The following is a 25,742-nucleotide window of genomic DNA, read 5'->3' as shown; positions in this document are numbered from 1 at the left end:
CCGTGCCCGCGACTGTCATTCGGTTCGTAGTGCCGTCCATCGCGCGAAGGCCGAATGATGGTCGAGAAGGAGGCTCCAGTGCCCCGTGAAGTCCGGGATGTCGTCTTCGTCGACGGCGTCCGCACCCCGTTCGGCAAGGCGGGTGGCATGTACGCCAACACCCGCGCCGACGACCTGGTGATCCGCTGCATCCGCGAACTGCTGCGCCGTAACCCGCAGCTGCCGCCGGAGCGGGTCGAGGAGGTCGCCATCGCGGCCACCACCCAGATCGGCGACCAGGGCCTCACCATCGGGCGCACCGCCGCCCTGCTGGCCGGCCTCCCCAAGACCGTGCCCGGCTTCGCCATCGACCGCATGTGCGCCGGTGCGATGACCGCGGTGACCACCGTGGCCGGCGGCATCGCCATGGGTGCGTACGACATCGCCATCGCCGGTGGCGTCGAGCACATGGGCCGCCACCCGATGGGTGAGGGCGTCGACCCCAACCCGCGGATCATCGCGGAGAAGCTCGTCGACCCGTCGGCGCTGGTCATGGGCGCCACCGCGGAGAACCTGCACGACCGCGTCCCGCACATCACCAAGGCGCGCACCGACGCGTTCGCGCTCGCCTCGCAGCAGAAGACCGCGAAGGCGTACGCCAACGGCAAGCTCCAGGACGACCTGGTGCCGGTGGCCACCCGCGACGCCGAGGGCGGCTGGGGCCTGGCCACCGTGGACGAGGCGCCCCGCGACACCTCGCTGGAGAAGCTGGGCACCCTGAAGACCCCGTTCCGCCCGCACGGCAAGGTCACTGCGGGTAACGCGGCCGGTCTGAACGACGGTGCCACCGCCAGCCTGATCGCCGCCGAGTCCACCGCCCGCGAGCTGGGCCTGCCGGTCGCCATGCGGCTGCGGTCGTACGGCTTCGTCGGGGTGGAGCCCGAGGTGATGGGCATCGGCCCGATCCCCTCGACGGAGAAGGCGCTGCGCATCGCCGGCCTGAGCATCGAGGACATCGGCCTGTTCGAGCTGAACGAGGCGTTCGCCGTGCAGGTGCTCGCCTTCCTCGACCACTTCGGCATCGCCGACGACGACCCGCGGGTCAACCAGTGGGGCGGCGCGATCGCCATCGGGCACCCGTTGGCCTCCTCGGGCGTGCGGCTGATGACCCAGCTGGCGCGGCAGTTCGCCGAGCACCCCGAGGTCCGCTACGGCCTCACCGCGATGTGCATCGGCATCGGCATGGGCGGCACGGTCATCTGGGAGAACCCCCACTGGGAGGGAGACAAGTGAGCGCGCTCGCCGCACCGAACGAGGTCGTCACCAGGGCGCTGCTGCGCTCGGTGAACGTACCGGGGCTGGACCGGCCGGCCGCCCTCATCACCCTGGACAACGGGTTCGACCACACCAAGCCGAACACCTTCGGCCCGGCCGGGCTGACCAGCCTGGACGAGGCAATCACCGCGGCGCTGGCCGCCGACCCGGCGTTCATCGCGGTCACCGGCAAGCCGTACATCTTCTGCGTCGGCGCCGACATCGTCGGCCTGCCGGCGCTCGCCGACCGCGAGCAGGCGCTGGAGATCGGCCGGCTCGGCCACCGGGTCTTCGCCCGGCTCAAGGACAGCACTGTGCCGACCTTCGCGTTCGTCAACGGCGCGGCCATGGGCGGGGGCCTGGAGCTGGCGCTGCACTGCCACTACCGGACGCTCTCCGGCGGCGCGGCGGCGCTTGCCCTGCCCGAGGTGTCGCTGGGTCTGGTCCCCGGCTGGGGCGGCACGCAGCTGCTGCCGAACCTGATCGGCATCCCGGCGGCGACCCAGGTGATCATCCAGAACCCGCTGATGCAGAACAAGATGCTCAAGCCGAAGCAGGCCGCCGAGCTGGGCATCGCGGACGTCCTGCTGGAGCCGGCCGACTTCCTGGAGCGGTCGCTCGAATGGGCCGCCGGCGTGGTCTCCGGCTCGGTCACCGTGACCCGACCCGAGGTCGACAAGGACATGTGGGCGGGCGTGCTCTACTTCGCCCGGGAGACGCTGAACCAGCGGCTGCACGGCGCGGTCCCGGCCGCGTACAAGGCACTGGACCTGCTGGAGACGGCGAAGGACGCGGACTTCGCGGGCGGCACCGCCGCCGAGGACGAGGCCCTCGCTGACCTGGTCTTCTCCGAGGAGCTGCGCAGCGGCCTGTACGCGTTCGACCTGGTGCAGCGGCGGGCCAAGCGGCCGGCCGGCGCACCGGACAAGGGCCTGGCCCGTCCGGTCACCAAGGTCGGCATCGTCGGCGCCGGCCTGATGGCCAGCCAGCTCGCGCTGCTGTTCGCCCGCCGCCTCCAGGTGCCGGTCGTGATGACCGACCTGGACCAGTCCCGGGTGGACAAGGGCGTCGGCTACGTGCACACCCAGATCGAGAAGGCCGTCACCAGGGGCCGGATGGACAAGGGCACCGCCGCCAAGCTGTACGGCCTGGTCAGCGGGACGGTCGACAAGGGCGCCTTCGCCGACGCCGACTTCGTCATCGAGGCCGTCTTCGAGGACCTGGGCGTCAAGAAGCAGGTCTGGGCCGAGCTGGAGAAGATCGTCTCCCCGGAGGCGGTGCTCGCCACCAACACGTCCAGCCTGTCGATCACCGAGATGGCCGCGGAGCTGGAGCACCCCGAGCGGGTGGTCGGTTTCCACTTCTTCAACCCGGTGGCGGTGCTGCCGCTGCTGGAGATCGTCCGGGGTGAGCGCACCGACGACGCCACCCTGGCCACCGCGTTCGCGGTCGGCAAGCAGCTCAAGAAGTCGTCGGTGCTGGTCAAGGACGCCCCCGCGTTCGTGGTCAACCGGCTGCTCACCCGCTTCCTGGGCACCGTCTTCGCCGCCGTCGACGCGGGCACCCCGCTGGACGTGGCGAACAGCGCGCTGGACCCGCTGGGCCTGCCGATGCGTCCGCTCGCCCTGCTCCAGCTGGTCGGGCCGGCCGTGGCGTACCACGTCGGCGGCACCCTGCACGCCGCGTACCCGGACCGGTTCGGCGTCAGCGAGAACCTCAAGCGGATCGCCGACTCGGGCCAGCCCATCGTGATCGACGACCAGGTCAACGCCGAGGTCGCGAAGCTGCTCGTGGTGGGTGACCAGCCGTTGACCGCGGAGCAGGTGCGCCAGAACGCGCTGGACGCCCTGGCGCAGGAGATCCGGCTGATGCTCAACGAGGGCGTGGTGGCCGAGGCGCAGGACATCGACCTGTGCATGATCCTCGGCGCCGGCTGGCCGTTCCACCTGGGCGGCGTCACGCCGTACCTGGATCGGACCGGCACCTCCGAGCGGGTCACCGGCAAGCGGTTCCTGCCGCGCGGGGCGGCCAGCCTCCCCGCCTGACCGACAGCAGCACCACCGTCGCGGTGGTCGGCAACGTCCCTCCTGGGCCGGCCGGCCACCGCGATCGCGTTCGGGGCAGCGGGCTGACCTGCGAGCAGGTTAAGATCACCCGTTTTGCAGACCTGACTTGGAGCTGATTGATGTCCCAGCCGCCGGCCAACCCCTACGGCCCGCCGCACGGTTCGTACCCCCCGCCGCACCAGCCCGCCGGCCAGCCGGCGACGCCCCAGCCCGGCGGCTGGCCGGCGCCGCAGCAGCAGGGCTTTCCGCCGCCCCAGCAGGGCCAGCCGTACGGCGCCCCGAACCAGCCCACCGGGCAGCCGTACGGCGACCCGAACCAGCCCACCGGGCAGCCGTACGGCGACCCGAACCTGGCCGGTGGCCCGCCGCCGAAGAAGTCCAAGGCCGGCAAGATCGTGCTGATCGTGCTCGCCGTCGTGCTGGTGCTCTGCCTCGGTGGCGCGGCGGTCACCTGGTTCGCGGTCAAGGACGAGGTGGGTGACGTCGTCGACGCCACCAAGACCCGCGTGGTGGCACCGGCCACCCTCGCCGGCCGGCCGAAGATCACCGACCCGGAGCTGCAGAAGGTCTCCGACGAGATGGTCACCGAGATGAAGTCGACGGTGCAGAACGAGACGAGCGCGGTCGGCGCCTTCTACGGCGACCCCGCCAAGCAGGACCTCGTCATGATCGCCGGCGCGTCCGGGGTGATGGCGGACCCGAAGAAGGAGCTTCAGGACGCGGTGACCGGGCTCTCCACTGAGCTCGGCGTAGCCAACATGGCGACGGTCGATCCGGGCCCGCTCGGCGGCGAGGCCCGCTGCGGCGACGGCAAGGCCGAGAGCGTGCCGCTGGGCGTCTGCGTCTGGGCCGACCGAGGCAGTGTCGGCATGATCATCATCTACTTCAAGACCGGCGCACAGGCGAAGTCCGAGTTCGTCGCCATCCGGGGTCAGGTCGAGCAGGTCTCCTGACCGGCGTACCACCGGGGCCCCGGTCCACCCGAGGGTGGGCCGGGGCCCCGTTCCGTCGGACGCCGGTCAGGCCGGGTCACCGTTTCGCGCGGCAGCCCGCGCCGCCGCTGCCGCCGCCCGCTCGGCCGCGTTGCCCAGCACGCAGAACTCGTTGCCCTCCGGATCGGCGAGCACCACCCAACCCCCACCGGTGGGGCCGACGTGGTCGGCGACGTGCACCGCCCCGATGCCGAGCAGCCGCTCGACCTCCTCGGCCCGGGTCCGGTCGGCGGGTTGCAGGTCCAGGTGCAGCCGGTTCTTCACCGCCTTGCCCTCCGGCACGGCGAGGAAGAGCACCTCCGGGCCTCCCGGCGGCAGGAGCATCGCCTCCGGGTCGCCGGGGAAGTCGTCGGGCTGCCGGGGGCAGTCGAAGACCTGCGACCAGAAGCCGGCCAGTGCGTACGTGTCGGCACAGTCGATGCTGATGTTGTGGATCGTCGAACTCACGGTTGGTCCTCCACAGTGGTGGAAGCGGTACGTTCCGGAGCGCTGCGCACCACGCAGAACTCGTTGCCCTCCGGGTCGGCGAGCACCGCCCAGCCCGTACCGTCGGCGTTCCGCCGGTCGGCGACCATGGCGGCACCGAGGCCGAGCACCCGCTCGATCTCCTCGTCCCTGGTCCGTTCGACGGGTTCCAGGCAGATGTGCAGCCGGTTCTTGGTCACCTTCTCGTCCGGCACCGCCTGGAAATACAGGTTGGGAGTCGCCTCGTCCGGTGGCAGCAGAGCCGCCTCGGGATCACCCGGGGCGTCGTCGGAGTGCCGGGCGTACCCGAGCACCGCCGACCAGAAGCCCGCCAGGGCGTACGTGTCATGACAGTCGAAACTGATGTTGCGGATCCGTGGATACACGGGTGTTCCCTCCAGGGCTGGATGGGGACGCTCCGCCTCCGGGGGTCAGCCGACGAGGACCCGGGGCGCGGAGCCAACAGTGGTGGACATCGACGCACCCCCCTTCGATCGTGAGCTGACGCCGTGATCTTGCCATCGCGGCAGCACCGCCCGCAACCCGGTCACCCGCCCAGGGCGGGCACCGGGCCGTGCACCACCGGGGAGTCGGCCGAGGGCAGCGTGACCGTCACCTCCAGGCCACCGCCGGGCTGGGCGATGACCCGCACCGTGCCGCCGTGCGCGTCGCAGACGGCCCGCACGATGGACAGGCCCAGGCCGGAGCCGCGGGCGCCGGTCCGCTCCCGGCCGCCGCGCCGGAACGGCTCGAACAGCCCCGGCACGTCGGCCTGGTCCACCTCGAAGCCGGTGTTCCCCACCACCAGCCACGACCGCTCACCGTCGGTGCCGGTGCGGACCCAGAGCCGCCCGTGCAGGTGGTTGTAGCGGACCGCGTTCTCGATCAGGTTGCCGGCCAATCGGTCGAGCAGCCCCGGGTCGCCGACCACCGGCGCGGACTCCAGAGAGGTCTGCACCCGCAGCCCGATCCGCTCCACCTCCCGGCGTACCGCCGACAGGGCGTTGGCCGTGCCGGCCGCGAGGTCGCACTCGGTACGGCGGCCGAGCCGGCGACCCGCCTGCGCCTCGCTGCGGGCCAGCACCAGCAGCGCGTCGACCAGGCCGTTCGCCCGCTCGGACGCGTCGCGGACCACGATGGCCATCCGGCGGTACTCGGCCGCGTCCGCCTCGTCGTCGCTGAGCGTCACGTCGATCTCGGTACGCATCACGGCCAGTGGGGTACGCAGCTCGTGCGAGGCGTTCGCCACGAAACGTCGCTGCGCGTCGAAGGCGGCGGCGATCCGGTCCAGCATGGCGTCGAACGTCTTGGCCAGCTCGGCCACCTCGTCGTCGGCGCCGGAGTAGCCGATCCGCTGGTCCAGCGTGGCCTCGCCGAGGCGCTGTGCGGTCGCGGTGACCTGGTGCAGCGGGCGCAGGGCCCGGCCGGCCACCGCGTACGCGCCGGCCACCCCGACCACGCTGATCGCCAGCAGCGCGACCAGGCCCTTGGCCAGCAGCTCACCGGAGGCCGCGTCGATCAGTTGCCGCTGCCACTGACCGGCGTCCAGCGACCGGCCGTCGGCCAGCACCACGGTGGTGCCTGGCAGCAGCTCGTCGGTCGGACGCAGCGCGTCACGGACCAGCAGCCAGGCCAGCAGCACCAGGATCGCGCCCGCGCCGATCAGCAGCACCCCGTTGAGCAGGGTCAGTCGCAGCCGCAGGGTGGGCCGCAGCCGCGGTCGGCGGGTCATGACACCACCTCGGCCGTGCGGTATCCGGCACCGACCACCGTCTCGATCAGCGGCGGGTCGCCGAGCTTCCGGCGCAGGGTCATCACGGTGACCCGGACGATGGTGGTGAACGGGTCGGTGTTCGCGTCCCAGACGCGCTCCAGCAGCTCCTCGCTGGAGACCACCGCGCCGCGCGCCTTGAGCAGCTCGCAGAGCACCCCGAACTCCTTGTTGGTCAGCTCCACCGGCACGCCGCCCCGGGTGGCGACCCGGCGGGCCGGGTCCAGCACCAGATCGGCCAGTTCGAGCACGGGTGGCGCGGCCGGGGTGGCCCGCCGGCCCAGCGCCTGCACCCGGGCGACCAGCTCGTCGAAGGCGAACGGCTTGGGCAGGTAGTCGTCCGCGCCCAGTTGCAGCCCCTCCACCCGATCGGCCACCGTGCCGCTCGCGGTGAGCATGAGCACCCGGGTCAGCGCCCCGGACGCGGCCAGGTCGGCGCAGATCTGGTCGCCGTGCACGCCGGGCAGGTCCCGGTCCAGCACCACCACGTCGTACCGGGTGACGAACGCGGCCTCGTGGCCGGCGTCGCCGTCGTACGCGACGTCGACCGCCATCCCCCGCTTGCGCAACCCCCGCGCGATCGCGTCGGCGAGGTTGCGCTCGTCCTCCACCACCAGTACCCGCATCCCGGCCTCCTCGCTGCTGACCACCGCCAACCTACTGTCGGCCGGCAACACCGTCCCGCGCCGCCGGCGCCGCCCGACGTTGCGGACCACCACGGGGGTACGCGATGCTTCCGCCAGCCGAGCGACGAACGGACCTGTCATGACCACCGCCGCACCACCCGGGAGGGACATCGCCTACCGGGGTTTCCACCTGCCGGCGGACCGGTCCGCCGGCACCGGCCACGGGGTGCGGGCCACTCCCTCCGGCCTGACGCTCACCGACCCGCCCGAGCGGGACGACCCGACCGAGCCGACGGCCCCGGACTCGCTGCCGGAGGGTGTGCTCGGGCCGGTACTGCGGGGCAGGTGGACCTCGCCACCGGTGCCGACCGGCTTCGACGTCGCCGAGGTGGTCCCGTCCTGGACCGCCGACACCCCTGACGGCTGCTGGATCGAGGTCGAGCTGCGCGGCTGGCACGGCGACGGGCCGGCCACCCGCTGGTACCCGCTGGCCCGCTGGGCGGCCGACGACCGCACCGTCCGGCGCACCTCGGTGCCCGGCCAGCGCGACGCCGGCGCCCGGGTGGACACCGACACCCTGCTGGTGACCGGAGCGACGGTCACCGGCTGGCAGGTGCGGGTCACGCTGTGCCGACCGGCGGACCGCCCGGCCGGCCCGGTGCTGCGCAGCGTCGGCGCGGTGGCCACCGGCCGGGCGCACCACACACCGCCGGCCGGGCCGGAGCCGACGTCCCCGGCCGGCGCCGGGCGCGGGATCGTGCTCGACGTGCCGCGGTACTCGCAGCGGCTGCACGCCGGCCAGCACCCGCAGTGGGGTGGCGGCGGCGACTCCTGGTGCAGCCCCACCTGCACCTCGATGGTGCTCGCCTACTTCGGCGCCGCCCCCGCCCCGGAGCGATACGCCTGGGTGGACCCGCCCGGCCCGCGCCCGGTGGTGGTGCACGCGGCCCGGCACTGCTACGACCACGCGTACGCGGGGGCCGGCAACTGGCCCTTCAACACCGCGTACGCCGGCCTGCACGGGCTGGACGCGTTCGTCACCCGGCTCCGGTCGCTGGCCGAGGCGGAGGCGTTCATCGTCGCCGGCATCCCGCTGATCGTCTCCGCCGCGTTCCGCTCCGGCGAGGTACCCGGCCTGGACTACGACACCCGTGGCCACCTGATGGTGCTGGTCGGCTTCACCACGGCCGGCGACCCGGTGCTCAACGATCCGTACGCGCCCGACGACGACGCGGTGCGCCGTACCGTGCCCCGGGAGCGGTTCGAGACGGTCTGGCAGCGCGGCAGTGGCGGGGTGGCGTACGTGCTGCGGCCGCGGTCGGTGCCGCTGCCTCCGGCGCCCGCCCAGTCCAACTGGTGATCAGCGGTTCAGCGTCCACAGCCCGTACGAGCCGTCGAACCGGCGGCACAGCAGCCGGCCGTGACCGCTCTGGCACTCGCCGGCCGCGTCCGGCAGCACGTCGAGCATCCGCACCGCGCCGGCCCGGATGTCGAGCTCGGCGACGAGCAGCCCGCCGTCGGGGTGCCGGCGCACCACGACCACCGGCTCTTCGGAGGCGAACCGGGCCAGCTCCCACCGGCCCAGCTCGGCGAGCACCCGGCCGCTCGCCGGGTCCAGCACTGCGAGCTGCTCCACCCCCGGGCCGGCGTTGCTGAGCGTGCTGGCCACCAGCCGGCCGGCGAGCGGCCAGACCGCCACCCAGCGGTCGCTGGTCCACCGCAGCCGGCCGGTCCCTGGCTCCACCGCCCGCAGGCCACCGGCGCCGTTCTGGAAGCAGACCACCGAGCCGCAGTCGCTCGCGTACAACAGGCCGTCGGCCCCGGTGCTCCAGCGCCGGTCCAACCGGTCCAACCCGTACGCGGTGATCGTGGCCGGCACCCCTCCCACGGCGAGCAGCAGGTCGCCCACCACCTGCACGGTCCCGAACGCCCGCGCGTGGGCGGCGCGCAGGTCGCGGCGAACCAGCACCGCCCCGGTGGTCGCGTCGCGTATCTCGGTCCAGCCGTCCGTGCGGGACAGCACGACCCGGTCCACTCCCCGCCCGGTCTGGTGGTAGCTGATCTCCCCGGGGGCGGTGCGTAGCTGCCAGCGCACGGTGCCGCAGCACGGGTCGACCGCGCGCAGGCTGCCCGGTTCGTCGCCGTCGACCGACTCCAGCAGCAGGCTGCCGTCGGCCAGCTCGGTGGCGCTGCCGGGCTGCTGCCAGCGGTACGCCCCGGTGGCCTGGTCCAGCGCCACGGTGAGGGTGCCTCCGCCGCCCGGTGTCGCCTGGTGCCCGGTGACCAGCAGCATCCCTCCCTGCTGGGAGATGCCCCAGAACCGGCCGTCCATTGGCAGCGGCACCTGCCAGGCCGGTTCGCCACCGGGGAGCCGGAACGCGACCAGGCGACGTTGCCGCGCCTGCGGGCTGATCGGGTCGATGACCAGGAACAGGTCGCCGGCGACCAGCGCGTCGGTGCCGAGCCGGGCCGGCAGGGTGACCACGCTCCGCCGGGCCGGGGGTGCGCCGGCGGCCATCGTGGCCAGCACCAGCAGCAGGGCCAACGCGCAGCGCAGCGGCCGGTCCCGGGCGCGGGGCGGGCGGGGCAGCGGCGCCTGCTCCGGCTCGTGCCGCAGCTCGCCGAGGTCGATGACCGGGCCGGTCACCGCCGCCACCGCCACAGCGTCGTGGAACTGTCGGTACGCCGGCAGAGCAGGACCCGCGGGGCGGCGGCCTGGCAGGCGCCGGCCGCGTCCGGCAGGACGTCGACGATCCGCGACCGGCCCGCGACGAGGTCCAGTTCGGCGACGACCAGCCGGCCGTCGGCGCCCCGCCGCACGCCGAACAGCGGGCCGTCCTGCCGCGGCACCGGCACCAGGTCCCACCGGCCCAGCTCGGCCCGCAACCGCCCGGTCGCCGGGTCCAGCACCGCGAATCGCCGACCGGCCCCGATCACCAGCAGCTGCCCGTTCCGGATGTCGACAAGCGTGTCCTGCCGCGGGTCCGACCAGCGCGTCGCACCGGTGCGCGAGTCGAGCGCCTGGACGCCACCGGTCTGCCGAGCCACGCACACCAGATCGCCGCAGTCGACGGCGAAGGCCACCAGCGGCAGCTCGGCCGTCCAGCGTCGTTCCAGCCCGGTCAGCCCGTAGGCCACCAGGCGCGTGCCGCCGGGCGGGACGAGGAGCAGCAGGTCGCCGGCGACCTGCACCCGCTGGAACGCCGCCCGCTCGCCGGGCAGCGTGTCGGCGCTGCGCAGCAGCTCGCCGGTGGCGGCGTCGTGGACCTGCAGTTCTCCGGTCGGTTGCAGGAGCACGATCCGGTCGACGTGGCCGTCGCGGCGGTGGTAGTCCACAATGCCGGGCGGCGGGACCGGCACCGACCAGCGCGGCCGGCCGCTGGCCGGCTCCACCCGGGTCACCGCGCCCGACCCGGCCCCGGGCCCGGTGAGCACGAGCAGGCCACCGTCGACCGTCCAGTGTGTGACACCCTGCCGCTGCCAGCGCTGCTCGCCGGTCCCGGAGTCGAAGACCGTCGTCCGGTACACGCCGTCCTCCGTGGTGGAGCCGAGCAGCAACACCAGACCCTGCTCCACCCGGAGGTCGAGGTAGTTCCCGGTGCCGGCCAGCGCCGCCTGCCACCGCCGCCGCAGGCCGCCGCCCGCGTCCGGCGACGGCTGGGCGTACGCGGTCAACCGCCGCTCCCCCTCGCCGGTGGACGGATCGACGACGAAGACCGCGTCGGCGGCCAGGAACACCGTGGCGCCCTGCGGGGCGGGCACCGTGGTCGTCATCCGCCGCGGCAGCGGTGTGGCCCCGGCCAGCACGACCAGGGCCAGCACCAGCACCGCCGCGCAGCGCAGTGGCCGACCGGTGGCGGCCGGCGGGCGGGTCGGCGGTGCCGGTACGGGCTCGTGCCGAACGTCACCCAGGTCGATGATCGCCAACCGACAGTCCCTCCGTCACCCGGGTGCGGCCGGCCGGCGGGTCGAGCCGACGAACCGACCGAGGTCGAACCGGCCGGCAAATGGGACGCATCCTCGCCTGTACGATGGCGCGTCGTGGCCGTGCCGGTGGTAGACCCTTCGCTGACTTTCGTGACCCAGACCGACGCCGACCCGGCCGAGGTCGAGCCCGCACGGAGGCCCCGCCGTCGCCCGGTCCGCGCCGACCTGCTGGCCCTCGGAGCCTATGCGCTGCTGGGCGTTTTCGTCTGCCTCAACTACTGGGGAGACGTCCAGGGCCGGGTCTCCTCGCACCTGCCCACGGACCACAGCTGGTTCGAGTGGCTGTTCGCGCACGGCGCCTACTCCGTGCGGCACCTGGAGAACCCACTCTTCACCGCCCGGCAGAACGCCCCGGACGGCGTGAACATGATGGCGAACACCTCGCTGCTCGGGGTGACCCTGCCGCTGGCGCCGCTGACCATGTTGCTCGGTCCACAGGTGGTGTACGCGCTCTACCTGGGCGGGGCGCTGGCGGCCACCGCCGGGACGGCGTACTGGATGCTCTCCCGGCACCTGGTGCGCTCGCGGGCGGCGGCCTTCGTCGGTGGCGTCTTCCTCGGCTTCGCGCCCGGCATCATCCACCACGCCAACGGCCAGCCCAACTTCGTGTCGAACTTCCTGCTGCCGCTGATCGTGGTGCGGGTGCTGCGGCTGGGCGAGCCGGGCCGGTGGCGGCGCAACGGGCTGGTGCTCGGCCTGCTGGTGGCGTACCAGATCTTCATCAACGAGGAGATGCTGCTGCTCACCGCGCTGGGCTGCCTGGTCGTGGTGCTGGCGTACGCCGTGCAGCGGCCGGCGGCGGCGCGGGCGGCGGCCGGCCGGTTCCTGGCCGCGCTCGGCCTCGGCGGCGTGGTGGCCCTGCTGCTGGCGGCGTACCCGATCTGGTTCCAGTTCAACGGCCCGCAGTCCTACCGTGGCCTGCAGGACGGCGTCTTCCACAACTGGGGCGAGGACCTGGCCGCCTTCGTCACCTTCGCCCGGGACACCTGGGCCGGCGACCCGGCGGTGGAGCAGACCATCGGGATGACCGAGCAGAACACCTGGTTCGGTTGGCCGCTGGTGCTGCTGTCGGTGGTGGCCCTGGTGCTGCTCGTACGCCGGTCGGTGCCGGCCCGGATCGTCGCGGTGCTGGTGGTGGTCTTCTCGGTCGCCGCGATCGGGCCGCAGGTGCGGTTCGACGGCGTGGAGACCGGGGTACGCGGCCCGTGGTCGTACGTGCCGGACGACCTGCCGCTGGTCGAGATGATGATGCCGACCCGGCTGACCCTGGTGGTGGTCGCCGCGGTGGGCGTGCTGCTCGCGTTGACCTGGGACGCGCTGGCCCGCACCGGCCGCGCCGGTGCCCTGGCCCGGGTGCCGGCCCCCCGCGCGCCCGAGCCGGCCGCCGTACCCGTCAGGCCGGCCGGCCCGGCTCGACCGCGTCGCCGCTGGCTGCGGCCGGTCGGTCAGGCGGCGGTGATTCTCGCGCTGCTGCCGCTCTTCCCCCGGCCGCTGCCGGCCCAGCCGATGGACCCGCCGCCGCACTTCATCACCGCCGGCGGCTGGCGACCGTACGTGCCGGCGGGCCGGACCCTGGTCCCGGTCCCGATCCCGAGCAACGTGCACGGGCTGCCCACCCTGCGCTGGAGTGTGCTCACCGGGCAGGAGTTTCCCATACCGGGCGGCTACTTCATCGGCCCGAACGAGACGGGCGAGGGGGTCTTCGGCGCGCCGAACCGGCCGACGAGCAGCCTCATCTACTCCACCATGGACGCCGGCGCGGTACCCGCGCTGACCGACGACAACCGTCGCCAGGCGGTGGAGGACCTGCGGTTCTGGCGGGCGTCGGTGGTGGTGCTCGGCGCCCACCCGCGCGAGGCCGTGCTGCGGGAGCTGATGACCGCCCTGCTCGGCCCGCCACGGCGGGTGGACGACGTCTGGCTCTGGGACGTCCGCCCGCTGGTGGGCTGACGGCTCCGACGGGGCGTCAGGCGCCGTCGACCAGGCTCCGGACGTCCCACACCCACGCGCCGTCGACCTGTCGGCCCGGGCCGAGCAGCTCGTCGACGGTCCGGCGGACCGGTTCGCCGTGGGCCAGGCCGCCCTGGACCACCAGCGCGGCCCGCCAGTGCCGCAGGTCCTGCACCGCCTGCCGGCGGTCGGCGTCGGTCACCACCGGCACCGCACCGGTGTCGGCCACCCGGCGCAGCAGCGCGCCGGTGGGCCGGTCCGGGGCACCCCAGCGCGCGGCCGGGTCGTCCGGGGCGCTCGGGCCGATGAAGTACCCGCCGGGCGCGCGGAAGGCGAGCCCGGTCCGGGCGGACCAGAGCATCACCGGGCTCAGCCCCGCGCCGGTGATCGGCGGCACCGCCACCAGCGTCCGCCCGGCCGGCACCGAGGCCCGCCACCCACCGTCGGCCACGAACGCCGGCACGGGCCGGGCCGGCACCGTCCGGATCGGCGTCGGGAAGAGCGGGAGCAGCGCGGCTGCCACCGCCCCGGTCCACAGCAGCCGCACCGGCACCGCCGGGCCGCCGGCCGCCGGCCGGGTGGGCGGCCGGGCGGTGCGGACCCGGTCCAGGGAGAGTGCGACCAGGATGCCCAGCACGGGTACACAGACCAGCGCGAACCGGGCCGGCACCGCGAGGTCGAGCAGCGGAAGCCCGGCGACCAGGCGGTACGGTCCCGGAATTCCGGTGGCCGTGCCGTCCACCCGCACCGGCGTGCCGAGCGAGAGCAGGGCGAAGAGCAGACCGCAGGCGGCCAGCGCGCGGACCAGCGGACGACGCCACAGCCAGATCACGACGACCACGGCGAGCACCAGCAGCCCCGGGCCGAAGAACGAGTTCTCCTCGGTCGGGTTCGGCGAGAGCAGCCCGGGCAGCCAGTCGTCGCCGACCACGGTCTGCCGGGCCGACGCGGTGAACGACGCCGCGTCGAGTTGGTAGCCGTACGCGGCGAAGGCCATCCCCCGGTAGTGCTGCGGGCCGTGGAACTGGAACCAGAGCGGGTACGCCAGCAGCACCGCGGCCACCGCCGCGCCCACCCCGAGTCGGCCGAGCAGGGCCGGCGCCAGCCGCCGGGCCGCCACCCGGTCGGCGAGCGCGTAGCCGAGCGCGAACACCCCGGCGGCGAGGGCCAGGAAGACCAGCACCTCCTCGCCGAGGAAGACCTGCCAGGCGACCAGCAGGCCGAGGCCGATCCCGGGCCGCCACACCCGGTCGGGTGCGGGCCGGAACACCAGGGCGAGGATGGCGGGCACCAGGAACTGGGCGGCCATGTGCAGGTGCGCGCCCGCCTGGGCGACCATGCCGGGGGCGAACCCGCAGACCAGCCCGCCGACCGCCGCCGCGGACCGGCCGGCGACCAGCCGGCGGCGCAGCAGCGCGTACCAGGCGGTGGCGGTGCCGGCGAGGCAGCAGACCACGGCCACGCAGAACGCGGTCTGCGAGCCGAGGAGCAGGGTCACCGGGGTCAGCGGGACGCCCAGACCGAGCACGGAGGTGTTCGCCATCAGGTTGACGCCGTCCGGCGCGTTCAACGCCGTGCTGTAGAGCGGGTTCTCCCACCCGACGACGGCCCGGGCCGCGCGGGCCAGCATCCACTCGAAGAGGACCTGGTCACCGGCCTGATGGAACAGCCGTCCGGGACGACCCCACTGCCCGGCCGTGAGCAGCACGGCCAGACCCAGGTAGCCGGCCACCACCACCGCGTCCAGCAGCCGGCCCGGCCGGCGCCGCGCCGCCCGCGCCACGATCGGCGGGGCCGCCGTCCCGGTGGCCATCAGGCCGACTGGGCGGTCAGCGTCCGCACGTCCCACACCCAGACGTCCAGCTCCCGGCGACCTGGCCCGACCAGTTGCTCGACGGTACGCCGCAACGCCTCGGCGTGCTGCTGGCCCACCGGAAGCACCAGGATGGCGGCCCGCCAGTGCCGCAACTCGTCCAGGCAGCGGCGGCGCTGCCGGTCGTCCAGCTTGGGCGTCCGGCCGGTGGTCGCCACCTCCTCCAGGAGTTGCCCGATCCCGCTGGGGCGACCGCCGAAGCGGCCCGGGTCACCGGTGTTGCCGTTGCGGGGGGCGAGGAAGTATCCCCCGGGAATCTTGAAGTCGAGGTTGGTGGCGGCGGCCCAGCGCATGCCGTGCGTGTTGCCCATGCTCGGCACCGGGACGGGCACCAGCGTCTGCTCCGGACCGACGTACGCCCGCCAGCGGTCGGCGGTGATGAACTGCGGCACCGGCGGCCGGGAGACCACCCGCAGCGGCAGCGGCGCGATCGGCACCAGGGCGAGCGCCAGGCCCGCGACGGTGAGCGCGCGCACGGTACGCCGATCGACCGACCGCAGCGACCTGGCCCGCTCGACGGCGAAGGCGAGCAGCATGCCGATCACCACGGTGGTGATCAGACCGAAGCGGGTGGGCACCACCGCGTCCAGCAGTGGCAGGCGCACCAGCCACTCCCAGGGCCCGGTGAACAGCTCCCGTTCCCACCAGGACACCCGCTCGCCCAGTGACAGGATGGCGAAGAACGCGCCGGTGACGGCGAGCGCCCGGACGACCAGCTCGCGCCGCAGCCAGACCACGATCCCGACGGCCAGCAGCGACAGGCTCCAGCCGAAGAAGGCGTTCTCCTCGGAGTAGTTCGGCGCGAGGTTGGCGTTGGCCCGCTGGTTGCCGCCGAGCGTGGGCGAGCCGGGGGCGAAGAAGGCGGCGATGTCGTTGCCGTAGTTCTGCACCGCGTCGCTGAGCCCGTGGTACGCCATCGGCCCGGCGAACTGCACGTGGAGCGGGTATGCCAGCAGCGCCCCCGCCAGCAGCGCGCAGACCGCCAGGCCGGCGGCGAGCGGACGCCACGCCGACGACCAGCGGGCCGGCTCCTGGGCCACCACGGCCAGCAGGAAGACCGCGCAGGCCAGCGCGGTGAAGAGCAGGATCTCCTCGTTGATGAACGCCTGCACGGTGACCAGCAGGGCCAGCAGCGCGCCGTCGCGCACCGGGCGGCGCGACCGGGTGAGCACCAGCACCCGCCAGACGATGAACGGCAGCAGGAACTGGCTGATGATGTTCGGGTGCCAACTGGCGTGCGAGAGCATGGCCGGCGAGAAGCCGCAGAACCAGCCGCCCACCGCGGCGGCGAGCGGGGTACGCACCAGGTGCCGGGAGAGCACGGCGTACCAGGCGGTGGCGGTTCCGGCGAGGCCGAGGGTGACCAGCACCACGAACGAGACCGCCGGCCCGAAGAGGAGGGTCACCGGCACCATCGGGATGCCCAGCGCCAGGACGGCCGTGTTGGCCATCAGGTTGACGCCGTCGGGGTAGTTGAACTGTTCGGTGTAGAACGGGTACTCCCCGTGCAGCACCACCCGTACCGAGTGGGCCAGGAAGAACTGCACCTGCGCCGGGTCGCCGGTGTAGAGCGACGCCACCCGGCCGGCGGGGTCGAGCCAGATCCGGCTGGTCACCCAGAGCGCCGCGAGCAGGAACAACCCGCCGACCGCGAGATCCTGCCGACGCCGGGTCCACCGCCGTCGATCAGGCGCGGCCGCAGCGTCCTCGGTGGGCGCCGGGTCGGCGTCCGCCGCCGCGGGCGGGTGCGGCGCGGGCAGGGCGCGGAGCTCGGCAGGCGTCACAGTCGGCGGAGTCTACCGGAGCGGCGAAAAGGAACTAAAGCCCCGGTGCGGTCCATTGTGGTGACGGCAGGACCGGCATTCGAGGCGCTGACGGTCACTGGTCGGACATCTCGTACTATGGCGCTTTCCAGCAGCGACGGACGAGGCGATCGGGGGCGGGTCAGGTGACTCCGGGCCGGCGGCACGGCAGGACGCTCACGGTGCTGCTGAGCACGGTGCTGACCGTCACGGCGTGCGGTCCGCTCGCCGACCGGCAGCCGGGTGCGCTGCGTGTCGGGTACGACAGCCTGGACGGGTCGCTGGCGGTGTGGCCACCCCGCGGCGACCTCGCCGGGGACACGGCGGCCACCGCGGCCGTCACCGACGCCGTACGCGACTGGCGGTCACCGGCGGACGACCGGGTCCATCTGCCGTCGTCGGGCATCCTCTGGTCCGGCCGCACGGACGGCGCCGCGCTGGCCCTGGTCGCCGCGGACGTACCCGGCGAGAGCGCGTCCTGGCTGCTGCAACTCACCCGCGACGGCGACCGGTACGCGGTCACCCGGGCCACCGAGTACACCGACCCCGGATACCTGGTCTACTCCGACGTCCTCCCGGTGCAGACCACCGCCGGCCGCCGCTACCTGGTCTCCGCCCGGGTGGAGCGGCTGGTCGGGCCGGACGACCGGGCCCTGGCCCTCACCGACGGCCTCAGCGCGCCGGTCGACGTGCCGGCCTGCCGGGCGGTGCCGGTGACCGCCACCCTGCGGGTCACCGGGTCGCTGCCCCGGGGCCGGGCCGCCGACCGGCTGCTCGACCTGGGCACCGGCACCACCGATCCGCGCTACCCGCTGGTGCGCGACGAGTCCGGCTCCGGCCGGCGGGCGCTCACCGGCCTCGACACCTGCGTGCTCGCCGGGGAGCGGGGCCCGTTCGGCAGCATCCCGCGCCGCATCGGTGACCGCGACGCGCCCCGGTCCGTGCCGACGTCCTGGCCGATGGCGAAGCTGACGGTCCGGTCGCTGGGCGAGGTCGCCCTCGGCGGCGGCGAGCCGGCCGAGTTGCAGCAGCTCAGCTGGGACACGGACGCCGGCACGATGACCGCGGTGGTCTACCGACCCGCCGACCGCGGCACGCCGGTGGTCTCGCCGGCGGACCGGGCCACCCCGCTGCAGACGTATTCGCTGCCGGTGCCCGGGCAGCCGCTGGTGGTGCTCAGCTGGCGGGCCACCCGGGACAGCTCGCTGTCGGTGCCGCCGGGCACCCCGCTGCTGGTCGAACGCCCCGGCCTGGCGGTCGTGCCCGAGCCCACGAGCACCCGCACCTTCAGCCTCGCCGGCGGCGACAAGACCCACTACCGCTCCGTCTCCCCCCGCTGACCCCCGCCCGCCGGATCGCGAGATGGCGACGGCGGGCGACCCCGGAGGGGCGCCCGCCGTCGGAGTGCGGAACTCGGGTCAGTTCTGGGCGGCGGCGTCGTCGGCGGTGAACCGGACCGGCTCGACCGGGGTGCCGTCCAGGCCGGAGATCCAGCCGGTGACGTTGCGGGCCACGTCCTGCGCGGTGAGGCCCAGGTCGGCGAGGATCTGCGCCCGGGTGCCGTGCGGGTGCCAGTCGGCCGGTACGCCCAGGTCCTTGAGCGGCACCCGGACGTCGGCGTCGCGCATCGCCTGGCCGAGCGCGTCGCCCACGCCGCCGACGCGTACGCCGTCCTCGACGCTGACCACGAGACGGTGGCCGGCGGCCAGCTCGACCAGCTCGGCCGGGACGGGACGGACCCACCGGGGGTCGACCACGGTGACCCCGTAGCCCTGCTCGGCGACCCGGGCGGCCACCTCCATGCCCAGCTGGGCGAAGGAGCCGACGGCGACCAGCAGCACGTCGGTACGGGCCGACTCGGCCAGCACGTCGACCGGGCCGACCCGGCGCAGCGCCGGCAGGTCCGCGGCGACCGCGCCGGTCGGGAAGCGCACCACGGTCGGGCCGTCGTCGACGGCCACCGCCTCGCGCAGCTCCTCGCGCAGCGTGGCGGCGTCGCGGGGGGCGGCGATCCGCAGCCCCGGGACCACCCCGAAGACGGACATGTCCCAGATGCCGTAGTGGCTGGGGCCGTCCGGGCCGGTGATGCCGGCCCGGTCCAGCACGAACGTGACCGGCAGCCTGTGCATCGCCACGTCCAGCAGGACCTGGTCGAAGGCGCGGTTGAGGAAGGTGGCGTAGACCGCGACCACCGGGTGCAGCCCGCCGAGGGCCAGCCCGGCCGCCGAGGTGGCCGCGTGCTGCTCGGCGATGCCCACGTCGTACACCCGCTCGGGGTACTTCCGGGCCAGCTTGGCGATGCCGGTCGGCTCGGCCATCGCGGCGGTGATGCCCACCACGTCCGGCCGCTCGTCGGCGATGGCCAGCAACTCGTCGGCGAAGACGTGGGTCCACTTCACCGAGGGGGCGGCCAGCAGCGCGCCGGTCTCCACGTCGAAGGCGCTGCCCGGGCCGTGCAGGCAGTCCGCCTCGTCCTCCTCGGCCGGGCGGTAGCCGTAGCCCTTGCGGGTGACCGCGTGCACTATCACCGGACCGCCGAAGTTCTTCGCCGCGCGCAGGGCCGACTCGACCGCGGCCACGTCGTGCCCGTCGACCGGGCCGACGTACTTGATGCCGAGGTCCTCGAACATGGCCTGCGGGGCGACGGCGTCCTTGATGCCCTTCTTGACCGCGTGCAGCACCTCGTACATCGGTCGGCCGACCAGCGGCGTGGAGCCGAGGGCGTCCTTGACCGTGTCGAGGACCTTCTCGTAGCCGGGGTTGAGCCGCAGCGAGGAGAGGTGGTCGGCCAGCCCGCCGATGGTCGGGGCGTACGAGCGGCCGTTGTCGTTGACCACGATGACGAGGGGGTTGCCGGCGGTGGCGATGTTGTTCAGCGCCTCCCAGCACATGCCGCCGGTGAGCGCGCCGTCGCCGACCACGGCCACCACGCTGCGCGACTCGCCGCGCAGGGCGTACGCCTTGGCCAGCCCGTCGGCGTAGGAGAGCGCGGTGGAGGCGTGCGAGTTCTCGATCAGGTCGTGCTCGCTCTCCGCCTGGCTGGGGTAGCCGGAGAGGCCACCGCGCTGGCGCAGCTTGTCGAAGCCGGCCTGCCGCCCGGTGAGGATCTTGTGCACGTACGCCTGGTGACCGGTGTCGAACAGGAGCCGGTCCCGGGGGGAGTCGAAGACCCGGTGCATGGCCAGCGTCAGCTCGACCACACCGAGGTTGGGCCCGACGTGCCCGCCGGTGCGGGAGACCTTGGCGATCAGGAAGTCCCGGATCTCGGCGGCGAGGATGTCCAGTTCCTCGCCGGACATCCGCTTGACGTCCTGCGGACCGCGCACCGTGGCCAGCAGCCGGCCGTGGTTGGCCGTGTCCTCTTCAACACTCATGACCGGAGAGTCTATCGGCCGTCCGGTACTCCGCAGCGCGGCCCGAGCGTCGGGCACCCCGGCCCGCCCGGCTCCGGCCGACTGAGCGACCGGTCAGACGGCGGCCGGCCCGGAGGCCGGCGGCCGGCCGCGCGGCTGGTCGGGCAACGGCTGCGCGGCTGGTCAGGCCCGGATGCGCAGCCGCCGGGGCGGAGTGGCCGGGGTGGCGCGGTGCGCCGGCCCGGCCGGAGTCCACGAGCCGAGCACCGCCGGCCGGGTGGCGCCGGTCACCGAGCCGATCGCGCCGGGCAGGCCGTGCCAGGACAACCAGCCGAGCAGGGCGAAGGCGTACGCCTCCTTGGCCTGCGCCGGGACGCCCAGCTCGTCGGTGCCGCGCAGCCGCCACCGGCCCGCGCCGAGGGCGGCCAGCCGGCCCAGCAGGGTCGGGTTGCGCACTCCCCCGCCGGCGATGACCACCTCGGTCACGCCGTGCCGGTCGCACTCGGCGGCCACCACCCGCGCGGTCAGCTCGGTCAGCGTGGCCAGCAGGTCGTCCACCGGCACCGGCTCACCGAGCGCGGTCAGCCGGTGGTCCAGGTAGCCGGCGTGGAACAGCTCCTTGCCGGTGGACTTGGGCGGCGGCGCCGCGTAGTACGGCTCGGCCAGCAGTTCGGCGAGCAGGCCCGGGTGCACCCGGCCGGCCGCCGCCCGGGCGCCGTCGACGTCGCAGGGCCGGTCCAGGAATCGGCGGGCCGCGGCGTCCAGCAGGGCGTTGGCCGGGCCCACGTCGTACCCGAGCACCGGCGCGCCGGGGGCGACCACGGTGAGGTTGGCGATGCCGCCGAGGTTCAGCGCCGCCCGGGGGCCCGCGCCGTCGGCCGGGTCGAGCAGCAGCGCGTCGAAGGCCGGCACCAGCGGTGCGCCCTGCCCACCGGCGGCGATGTCCGCCGAGCGCAGGTCGCTGAGCACCGGTACGCCGACCCGGGCGGCCACCCGGGCCACCGCGCCGAGCTGGAGGGTGCCCCGGGCGGTGCCGTCGGCGACCCAGTGGAAGACCGTCTGCCCGGGCGAGACCACCGCGTCGGCGCGTCCGCCGGCCAGCTCCAGACCGACCGCCGCCGCCTCGGCGAAGACCTCGCCGAGGCGGTTGTCGAGCCGGCAGACCGCCTCGATGGTGGTGGCCGCCGGCGGCAGCACCCTGCCGATCTCGGCACGCAGCTCCTCGTCGTAGGGGAGCTCACGATGGCCCAGCGGCCGCATCCACAGGGTGTCCCCGTCAACGCTGAACTCGGCGGCGACCACGTCCACCCCGTCGTACGACGTGCCCGACATCAACCCAACGATCTTCATGAAAGGAAGGGCCCCCTGTTAACGCCTGATGTATAGGAAGGGTCCCCTGCTAACCCGCGGCCGGGGGCAGCAGCAGCCCGACCAGCTCGACGTGCTGGGTCATCGGGAACATGTCGAAGCCGCGCAGCGCGGACAACCGCCAGCCCAGCTCCGTGAAGGTGCGGACGTCCCGGGCGAACGCGGCCGGGTCGCAGGCCACGTACGCGACCGCCCGCGGCCGGGCGGCCACCACGTCGCGCACCACGGGCGCGCCCGCGCCGGAGCGCGGCGGGTCGAGCACCACCAGGTCGACCGGCCCGGTGATCCGGCGGCGGGCCAGCGCGGTCTCCACCCGGGCGGCCACCACCTCCACCCGGGGCAGGTCGGCCAGGTTCTCCCGAGCCGCGTCGACGCCCTGCGCGGAGGACTCGACCAGGGTGATCCGGGCGTCCGGGCCGACCCGACCGGCGAGCGCGGCGGCGAAGAGCCCGGCCCCGCCGTACAGGTCCCAAGCGGACTCGCCGGGTTGCGGGGCGAGCAGGTCCAGCACGGCGGCGACCAGGGTGTCGGCGGCGGCCGGGTGGACCTGCCAGAAGCCTCCGACGGGCAACGTCCAGTCCCGGCCGGCGGCGACCTCACGGACCCGCTCCGGCCCGCTGACCGGCGTGGCTACCCCCTCCGCGACGGCGGTGACGGTGACGTCCCCGCCGGTGGAGGCGACCGTCTCGACGGCCTCGGCGTCCGGCCAGCGCGCGCCGGACGGGGTGAGCACCGGCAGGTGCTGGATCGCCGGGTGCGCGATCCGACACCAGTCGATCGGCACGACCTCGTGCGAGCGGTGCTTGAGCAGGCCGGCCCGGCCGGCGGCGTCGACCGCGTACCGGACCCGGGAGCGCCAGCCGAGCGGCCCGCCGGGCAGCGCCGCGACGGTGACCCCCAGGGCGTCCACCTCCGCGTCGGTGAGCCCGCCGAGCCGGGTGAGCTGCTCCCGGACCACGGTGGCCTTCCAGGTCAGCTGCGCCGGAGGTGCGACGTGTTGCAGGTCGCAACCGCCGCACCGGCCCGGCTTCGCCCACGGGCAGGGTTGTTCGACGCGGTCCGGCGAGGCCTCGAGGATCTCGACGGCGTCGGCACGGGCGAAACCCCGGTGCAGTTCGGTCACCTCGGCGATCACCCGCTCGCCGGGCAGGGCGTGCCGGACGAAGACCACCTGCCCGTCGAGCCGGGCCACGCAGTGCCCGCCGGGGGCCACCGAGTCGACGGTCAGCTCGACCCGCTCGGCCTCCTCCAGCACACGCCGCTGGCCGGTCGCCTCGTCGTTACTGCCGGCGGTCACGGGCGCTCCCCGGCGCTCGGGCCGCTCTCCCCGGGCGGCGCGGAGACCACCGGCGGGACGACCGGCGGCAGGGCGCCGGCCGGCACCACCCGCGGCCCGCGGGCCGGCCCCCGGGACAGGGTGGCGTCCAGCCGGTCCAGGTCCTTGCGCTCGCTCGATGCGAGCTGCCACGGCACGCTGGTCACCATCACTCCCGGTTCGAAGAGCAGCCGGCCCTTGAGCCGGAGCGCGCTCTGGTTGTGCAACAGGTTCTCCCACCAGCGTCCCACCACGTACTCGGGGATGAAGACGGTGACCACGTCGCGGGGCGACTTGCGGCGGGTGGAGGCGACGAAGTCCAGGATCGGCCGGGTGATCTCCCGGTACGGAGAGTCGATCACGGTGAGCGGGACCGGCAGCTCCCGCCGCTCCCAGTCGGCCTGGAGGTCGCGGGTGTCCTTGTCGTCCACGTTGACGGTCACCGCGGTCAGCGTGTCGGGCCGGGTGGCCCGGGCGTACGCGATGGCCCGCAGGGTCGGCTGGTGCAGCTTGCTGACCAGCACGATGGCGTGGTTGCGGGCGGGCAGCACCGCCCGGCCCTCGTCCGGCGGGGTCAGCTCGGCCGCCACCCGGTCGTAGTGCCGGCGGATGGCCAGCATGAGCAGGTAGATCACCGCCATGGCGGCGATCGCGATCCAGGCGCCGAGCAGGAACTTGGTGACCAGCACGATCACCAGCACCGTGCCGGTCAGGCCCATGCCGAACGTGTTGATGGCCCGGGAACGGTGCATCCGGCGGCGCGCCTCGGGATCCCGCTCGGTGCGCAGGTGCCGGTTCCAGTGCCGGATCATGCCGGCCTGGGAGACGGTGAACGAGACGAACACCCCGACGATGTAGAGCTGGATGAGTCGGGTCACCTCGGCCTGGAAGCCGACGATCAGCACGATCGCGAACAGGGCGAGGAAGGTGATGCCGTTGGAGAAGGCCAGCCGGTCGCCCCGGGTGTGGAACTGGCGGGGCAGGTAGCGGTCCTGGGCGAGGATCGAGCCGAGCACCGGGAAGCCGTTGAACGCGGTGTTCGCCGCCAGGAAGAGGATGAGCGCGGTCATCCCGGCCACCACGTAGAGCAGGAACGAGCCGGACCCGAAGACCGTCTCGCCGAGCTGGGTGGTGACGGTCTTCTGCACGTACCCGTCCGGACCGGAGACGATCTGCAGGGCCGGGTCCTCGACGAACTGCAGGTGGGTCAGCCGGGCCAGCCAGATGATCCCGACCAGCAGGCTCACCGCGATCGCACCCAGGAGCAGCAGCGTGGTGGCGGCGTTGCGGCTCTTCGGCGCCTTGAACGCCGGGACGCCGTTGGAGATCGCCTCGACACCGGTGAGCGCCGCGGCGCCCGAGCTGAACGTCCGCAGCAGCAGGAAGACCAGGGCGAAACCGGTCACGCTGTGCTCGGCCTGGATGACCAGGTCGGCACTGGGCGCACGGAGTTCGTCGCCCAGGACGAGGACCCGGAACAGCCCGGTGAACAGCATCGCGCCCATCACGATGACGAAGCCGTAGGTGGGAATGGCGAACGCGGTGCCCGACTCGCGCAGGCCGCGCAGGTTGACGGCGGTCAGCAGCACCACCGCGAGCACCGCGATCATGACCTTGTGGGTGGCCACGAAGGGCAGCACCGAGCCGAGGTTGGCCACGCCGGAGGAGACCGACACCGCCACGGTGAGCACGTAGTCGACCAGCAGGGCACTGGCCACCCCGACGCCGAACTTCGGGCCCAGGTTGACCGTGGCCACCTCGTAGTCGCCGCCGCCCGAGGGGTAGGCGTGCACGTTCTGCCGGTAGCTGGCCACCACCGTGAGCATGACCACCACCACGGCGAGGGCGATCCACGGCGAGTAGAAGTACGCCGAGGCGCCGGCGATGGAGAGGGTCAGCAGGATCTCGTCGGGCGCGTACGCGACGCTGGACAGCGCGTCGGAGGCGAAGACGGGCAGCGCGATGCGCTTCGGCAGGAGGGTGTGCTGGAGCCGGTCGGACCGGAACGGTCGACCGAGCAGAAGCCGCTTCAGCAGCGAGGTGGGACTGGCCACGAACGCCAAGAGTACGACCACCGCCAGCGGGGTGTGGGGGTGGGCGATCACGGACGGCGGCACCGGCGGAGTACCGTCGGTCCCCGCCCCCGGCCGGGACGTGGCAGGCTCGCAGTCGAAGGCCACCGGCGACCGGGCGGTGCCACCTTGGGAGGACAGCGTGCATGTCGTGATCATGGGATGTGGCCGGGTCGGCTCGACCCTCGCCCACAGCCTGGAGTCCCGGGGGCACTCGGTGGCGGTGATCGACCAGGACGCCGACGCCTTCCGCCGCCTCGGCCCGGACTTCGCGGGCATCACCGTGACCGGCGCCGGTTTCGACGGCGACGTGCTGCGCCAGGCCGGCATCGAGCGGGCGGACGCCTTCGCCGCGGTCTCCAGTGGCGACAACTCCAACATCATCTCCGCCCGGCTGGCCCGCGAGACGTTCGGCGTGTCCCGGGTCGCAGCCCGCATCTACGACCAGCGCCGCGCGCAGGTCTACGAACGGTTGGGCATCCCCACCGTGGCGACCGTGCGGTGGACCGCGGACCGGATGCTGCGGCACCTGGTGCCGGAGGGCAACGTGGAGATCTTCCGCGACCCGACGAGCACCGTGTCGATCGTCGAGGTGCCGGTGCACAAGGAGTGGATCGGCCGGTCGGTACGCGGGCTGGAGGAGGCGACCGGCGCCCGGGTGGCGTATCTGATCCGCTTCGGCATCGGCACCCTGCCCACCGCGTCCCTCGTCGTGCAGGAGGGTGACCAGGTCTTCATGCTGGTCACCGACGACATCGTGGCCACGGTCACGTCGGTGGCGGCGACGCCGCCCGAAGGGGGGCACTGAG

Annotated in this window: 19 protein-coding genes; 7 read left to right on the top strand and 12 right to left on the bottom strand. The window is 73.9% G+C overall.

From position 1 onward, the window contains the following. Positions 1-78 precede the first annotated feature (78 nt). From ACFOW4_RS28505 to ACFOW4_RS28495, 3 genes are all read left to right on the top strand, one after another. Positions 79-1,272 (top strand): thiolase family protein, encoded by a 1,194-nt coding sequence (locus ACFOW4_RS28505; RefSeq protein ID WP_377533381.1) that lies wholly within the window; start codon positions 79-81, stop codon positions 1,270-1,272. After that, entirely contained in the window at positions 1,269-3,338 is a 2,070-nt protein-coding gene (locus tag ACFOW4_RS28500; RefSeq protein ID WP_377533380.1) for a 3-hydroxyacyl-CoA dehydrogenase NAD-binding domain-containing protein, read from the top strand. Before ACFOW4_RS28505 ends, ACFOW4_RS28500 begins: the two co-directional genes overlap by 4 nt. A gap of 140 nt (positions 3,339-3,478) precedes the next feature. Next, complete coding sequence (locus tag ACFOW4_RS28495; protein ID WP_377533379.1) at positions 3,479-4,312, top strand: hypothetical protein; 834 nt, start codon at positions 3,479-3,481, stop codon at positions 4,310-4,312. 66 nt (positions 4,313-4,378) lie between these two features. Here ACFOW4_RS28495 and ACFOW4_RS28490 read toward each other — a convergent pair whose 3' ends face one another. The 4 genes from ACFOW4_RS28490 to ACFOW4_RS28475 all read right to left on the bottom strand — a co-directional run bounded on the left by ACFOW4_RS28490 (position 4,379) and on the right by ACFOW4_RS28475 (position 7,213). Beyond that, positions 4,379-4,798: a VOC family protein gene (locus ACFOW4_RS28490; RefSeq protein ID WP_377533378.1), complete on the bottom strand. Its 420-nt coding sequence runs from the start codon at positions 4,796-4,798 to the stop codon at positions 4,379-4,381. Next, positions 4,795-5,202, bottom strand: coding sequence for a VOC family protein (locus ACFOW4_RS28485; RefSeq protein WP_377533377.1), 408 nt, complete (start codon positions 5,200-5,202; stop codon positions 4,795-4,797). Before ACFOW4_RS28485 ends, ACFOW4_RS28490 begins: the two co-directional genes overlap by 4 nt. Before the next feature lie 161 nt (positions 5,203-5,363). Continuing rightward, complete coding sequence (locus tag ACFOW4_RS28480; protein WP_377533376.1) at positions 5,364-6,548, bottom strand: sensor histidine kinase; 1,185 nt, start codon at positions 6,546-6,548, stop codon at positions 5,364-5,366. Further along, positions 6,545-7,213 carry a response regulator transcription factor gene (locus ACFOW4_RS28475; RefSeq protein WP_377533578.1) on the bottom strand — a complete coding sequence of 223 codons (669 nt, stop codon included), beginning with the start codon at positions 7,211-7,213 and terminating at the stop codon, positions 6,545-6,547. Before ACFOW4_RS28475 ends, ACFOW4_RS28480 begins: the two co-directional genes overlap by 4 nt. 139 nt (positions 7,214-7,352) lie before the next feature. Here ACFOW4_RS28475 and ACFOW4_RS28470 point away from each other — a divergent pair, with 139 nt between their 5' ends. Next, complete coding sequence (locus ACFOW4_RS28470; RefSeq protein WP_377533375.1) at positions 7,353-8,573, top strand: peptidase C39 family protein; 1,221 nt, start codon at positions 7,353-7,355, stop codon at positions 8,571-8,573. Here the strand turns inward: ACFOW4_RS28470 and ACFOW4_RS28465 are convergent, their stop codons facing one another. Continuing rightward, entirely contained in the window at positions 8,574-9,869 is a 1,296-nt protein-coding gene (locus ACFOW4_RS28465) for a PQQ-binding-like beta-propeller repeat protein (protein WP_377533374.1), read from the bottom strand. After that, entirely contained in the window at positions 9,857-11,140 is a 1,284-nt protein-coding gene (locus ACFOW4_RS28460) for a PQQ-binding-like beta-propeller repeat protein (RefSeq protein WP_377533373.1), read from the bottom strand. Before ACFOW4_RS28460 ends, ACFOW4_RS28465 begins: the two co-directional genes overlap by 13 nt. A 150-nt stretch (positions 11,141-11,290) precedes the next feature. Here ACFOW4_RS28460 and ACFOW4_RS28455 point away from each other — a divergent pair, with 150 nt between their 5' ends. Then, positions 11,291-13,150, top strand: coding sequence for a hypothetical protein (locus tag ACFOW4_RS28455; RefSeq protein ID WP_377533372.1), 1,860 nt, complete (start codon positions 11,291-11,293; stop codon positions 13,148-13,150). Positions 13,151-13,166: 16 nt separating this feature from the next. Here ACFOW4_RS28455 and ACFOW4_RS28450 read toward each other — a convergent pair whose 3' ends face one another. Together ACFOW4_RS28450 and ACFOW4_RS28445 are read right to left on the bottom strand one after the other, a co-directional pair. Further along, entirely contained in the window at positions 13,167-14,963 is a 1,797-nt protein-coding gene (locus tag ACFOW4_RS28450; RefSeq protein ID WP_377533371.1) for a hypothetical protein, read from the bottom strand. Next, positions 14,963-16,807 (bottom strand): hypothetical protein, encoded by a 1,845-nt coding sequence (locus tag ACFOW4_RS28445; protein WP_377533370.1) that lies wholly within the window; start codon positions 16,805-16,807, stop codon positions 14,963-14,965. Before ACFOW4_RS28445 ends, ACFOW4_RS28450 begins: the two co-directional genes overlap by 1 nt. 164 nt (positions 16,808-16,971) lie before the next feature. Between ACFOW4_RS28445 and ACFOW4_RS28440 the strand changes: the two genes are divergently transcribed. Further along, complete coding sequence (locus tag ACFOW4_RS28440; RefSeq protein WP_377533369.1) at positions 16,972-18,165, top strand: hypothetical protein; 1,194 nt, start codon at positions 16,972-16,974, stop codon at positions 18,163-18,165. Between the two features lie 78 nt (positions 18,166-18,243). On the opposite strand, the gene dxs is transcribed toward ACFOW4_RS28440, so the two are convergent. The 4 genes from dxs to ACFOW4_RS28420 form a co-directional block, all read right to left on the bottom strand. Beyond that, complete coding sequence (gene dxs, locus ACFOW4_RS28435; protein WP_377533368.1) at positions 18,244-20,199, bottom strand: 1-deoxy-D-xylulose-5-phosphate synthase; 1,956 nt, start codon at positions 20,197-20,199, stop codon at positions 18,244-18,246. A 162-nt stretch (positions 20,200-20,361) separates the two neighbouring features. Continuing rightward, positions 20,362-21,528 (bottom strand): anhydro-N-acetylmuramic acid kinase, encoded by a 1,167-nt coding sequence (locus ACFOW4_RS28430; protein ID WP_377533367.1) that lies wholly within the window; start codon positions 21,526-21,528, stop codon positions 20,362-20,364. Positions 21,529-21,577: 49 nt separating this feature from the next. Next, positions 21,578-22,843: a class I SAM-dependent RNA methyltransferase gene (locus ACFOW4_RS28425; protein ID WP_377533366.1), complete on the bottom strand. Its 1,266-nt coding sequence runs from the start codon at positions 22,841-22,843 to the stop codon at positions 21,578-21,580. After that, positions 22,840-24,915: an APC family permease gene (locus ACFOW4_RS28420; RefSeq protein ID WP_377533365.1), complete on the bottom strand. Its 2,076-nt coding sequence runs from the start codon at positions 24,913-24,915 to the stop codon at positions 22,840-22,842. The genes ACFOW4_RS28425 and ACFOW4_RS28420 overlap by 4 nt, the downstream gene beginning before the upstream one ends. A gap of 160 nt (positions 24,916-25,075) precedes the next feature. On the opposite strand from ACFOW4_RS28420, the gene ACFOW4_RS28415 reads away from it, so the two are divergent. After that, positions 25,076-25,741, top strand: coding sequence for a potassium channel family protein (locus ACFOW4_RS28415; protein WP_377533364.1), 666 nt, complete (start codon positions 25,076-25,078; stop codon positions 25,739-25,741). Position 25,742 lies beyond the last annotated feature (1 nt).

The sequence above is a fragment of the Micromonospora sp. GCM10011542 genome, assembly GCF_042650685.1.
Lineage (GTDB): Bacteria > Actinomycetota > Actinomycetes > Mycobacteriales > Micromonosporaceae > Micromonospora.
The sequence above is the reverse complement of the archived record's forward strand: the minus strand, read 5'-3'. Positions and strand labels throughout refer to the sequence as shown.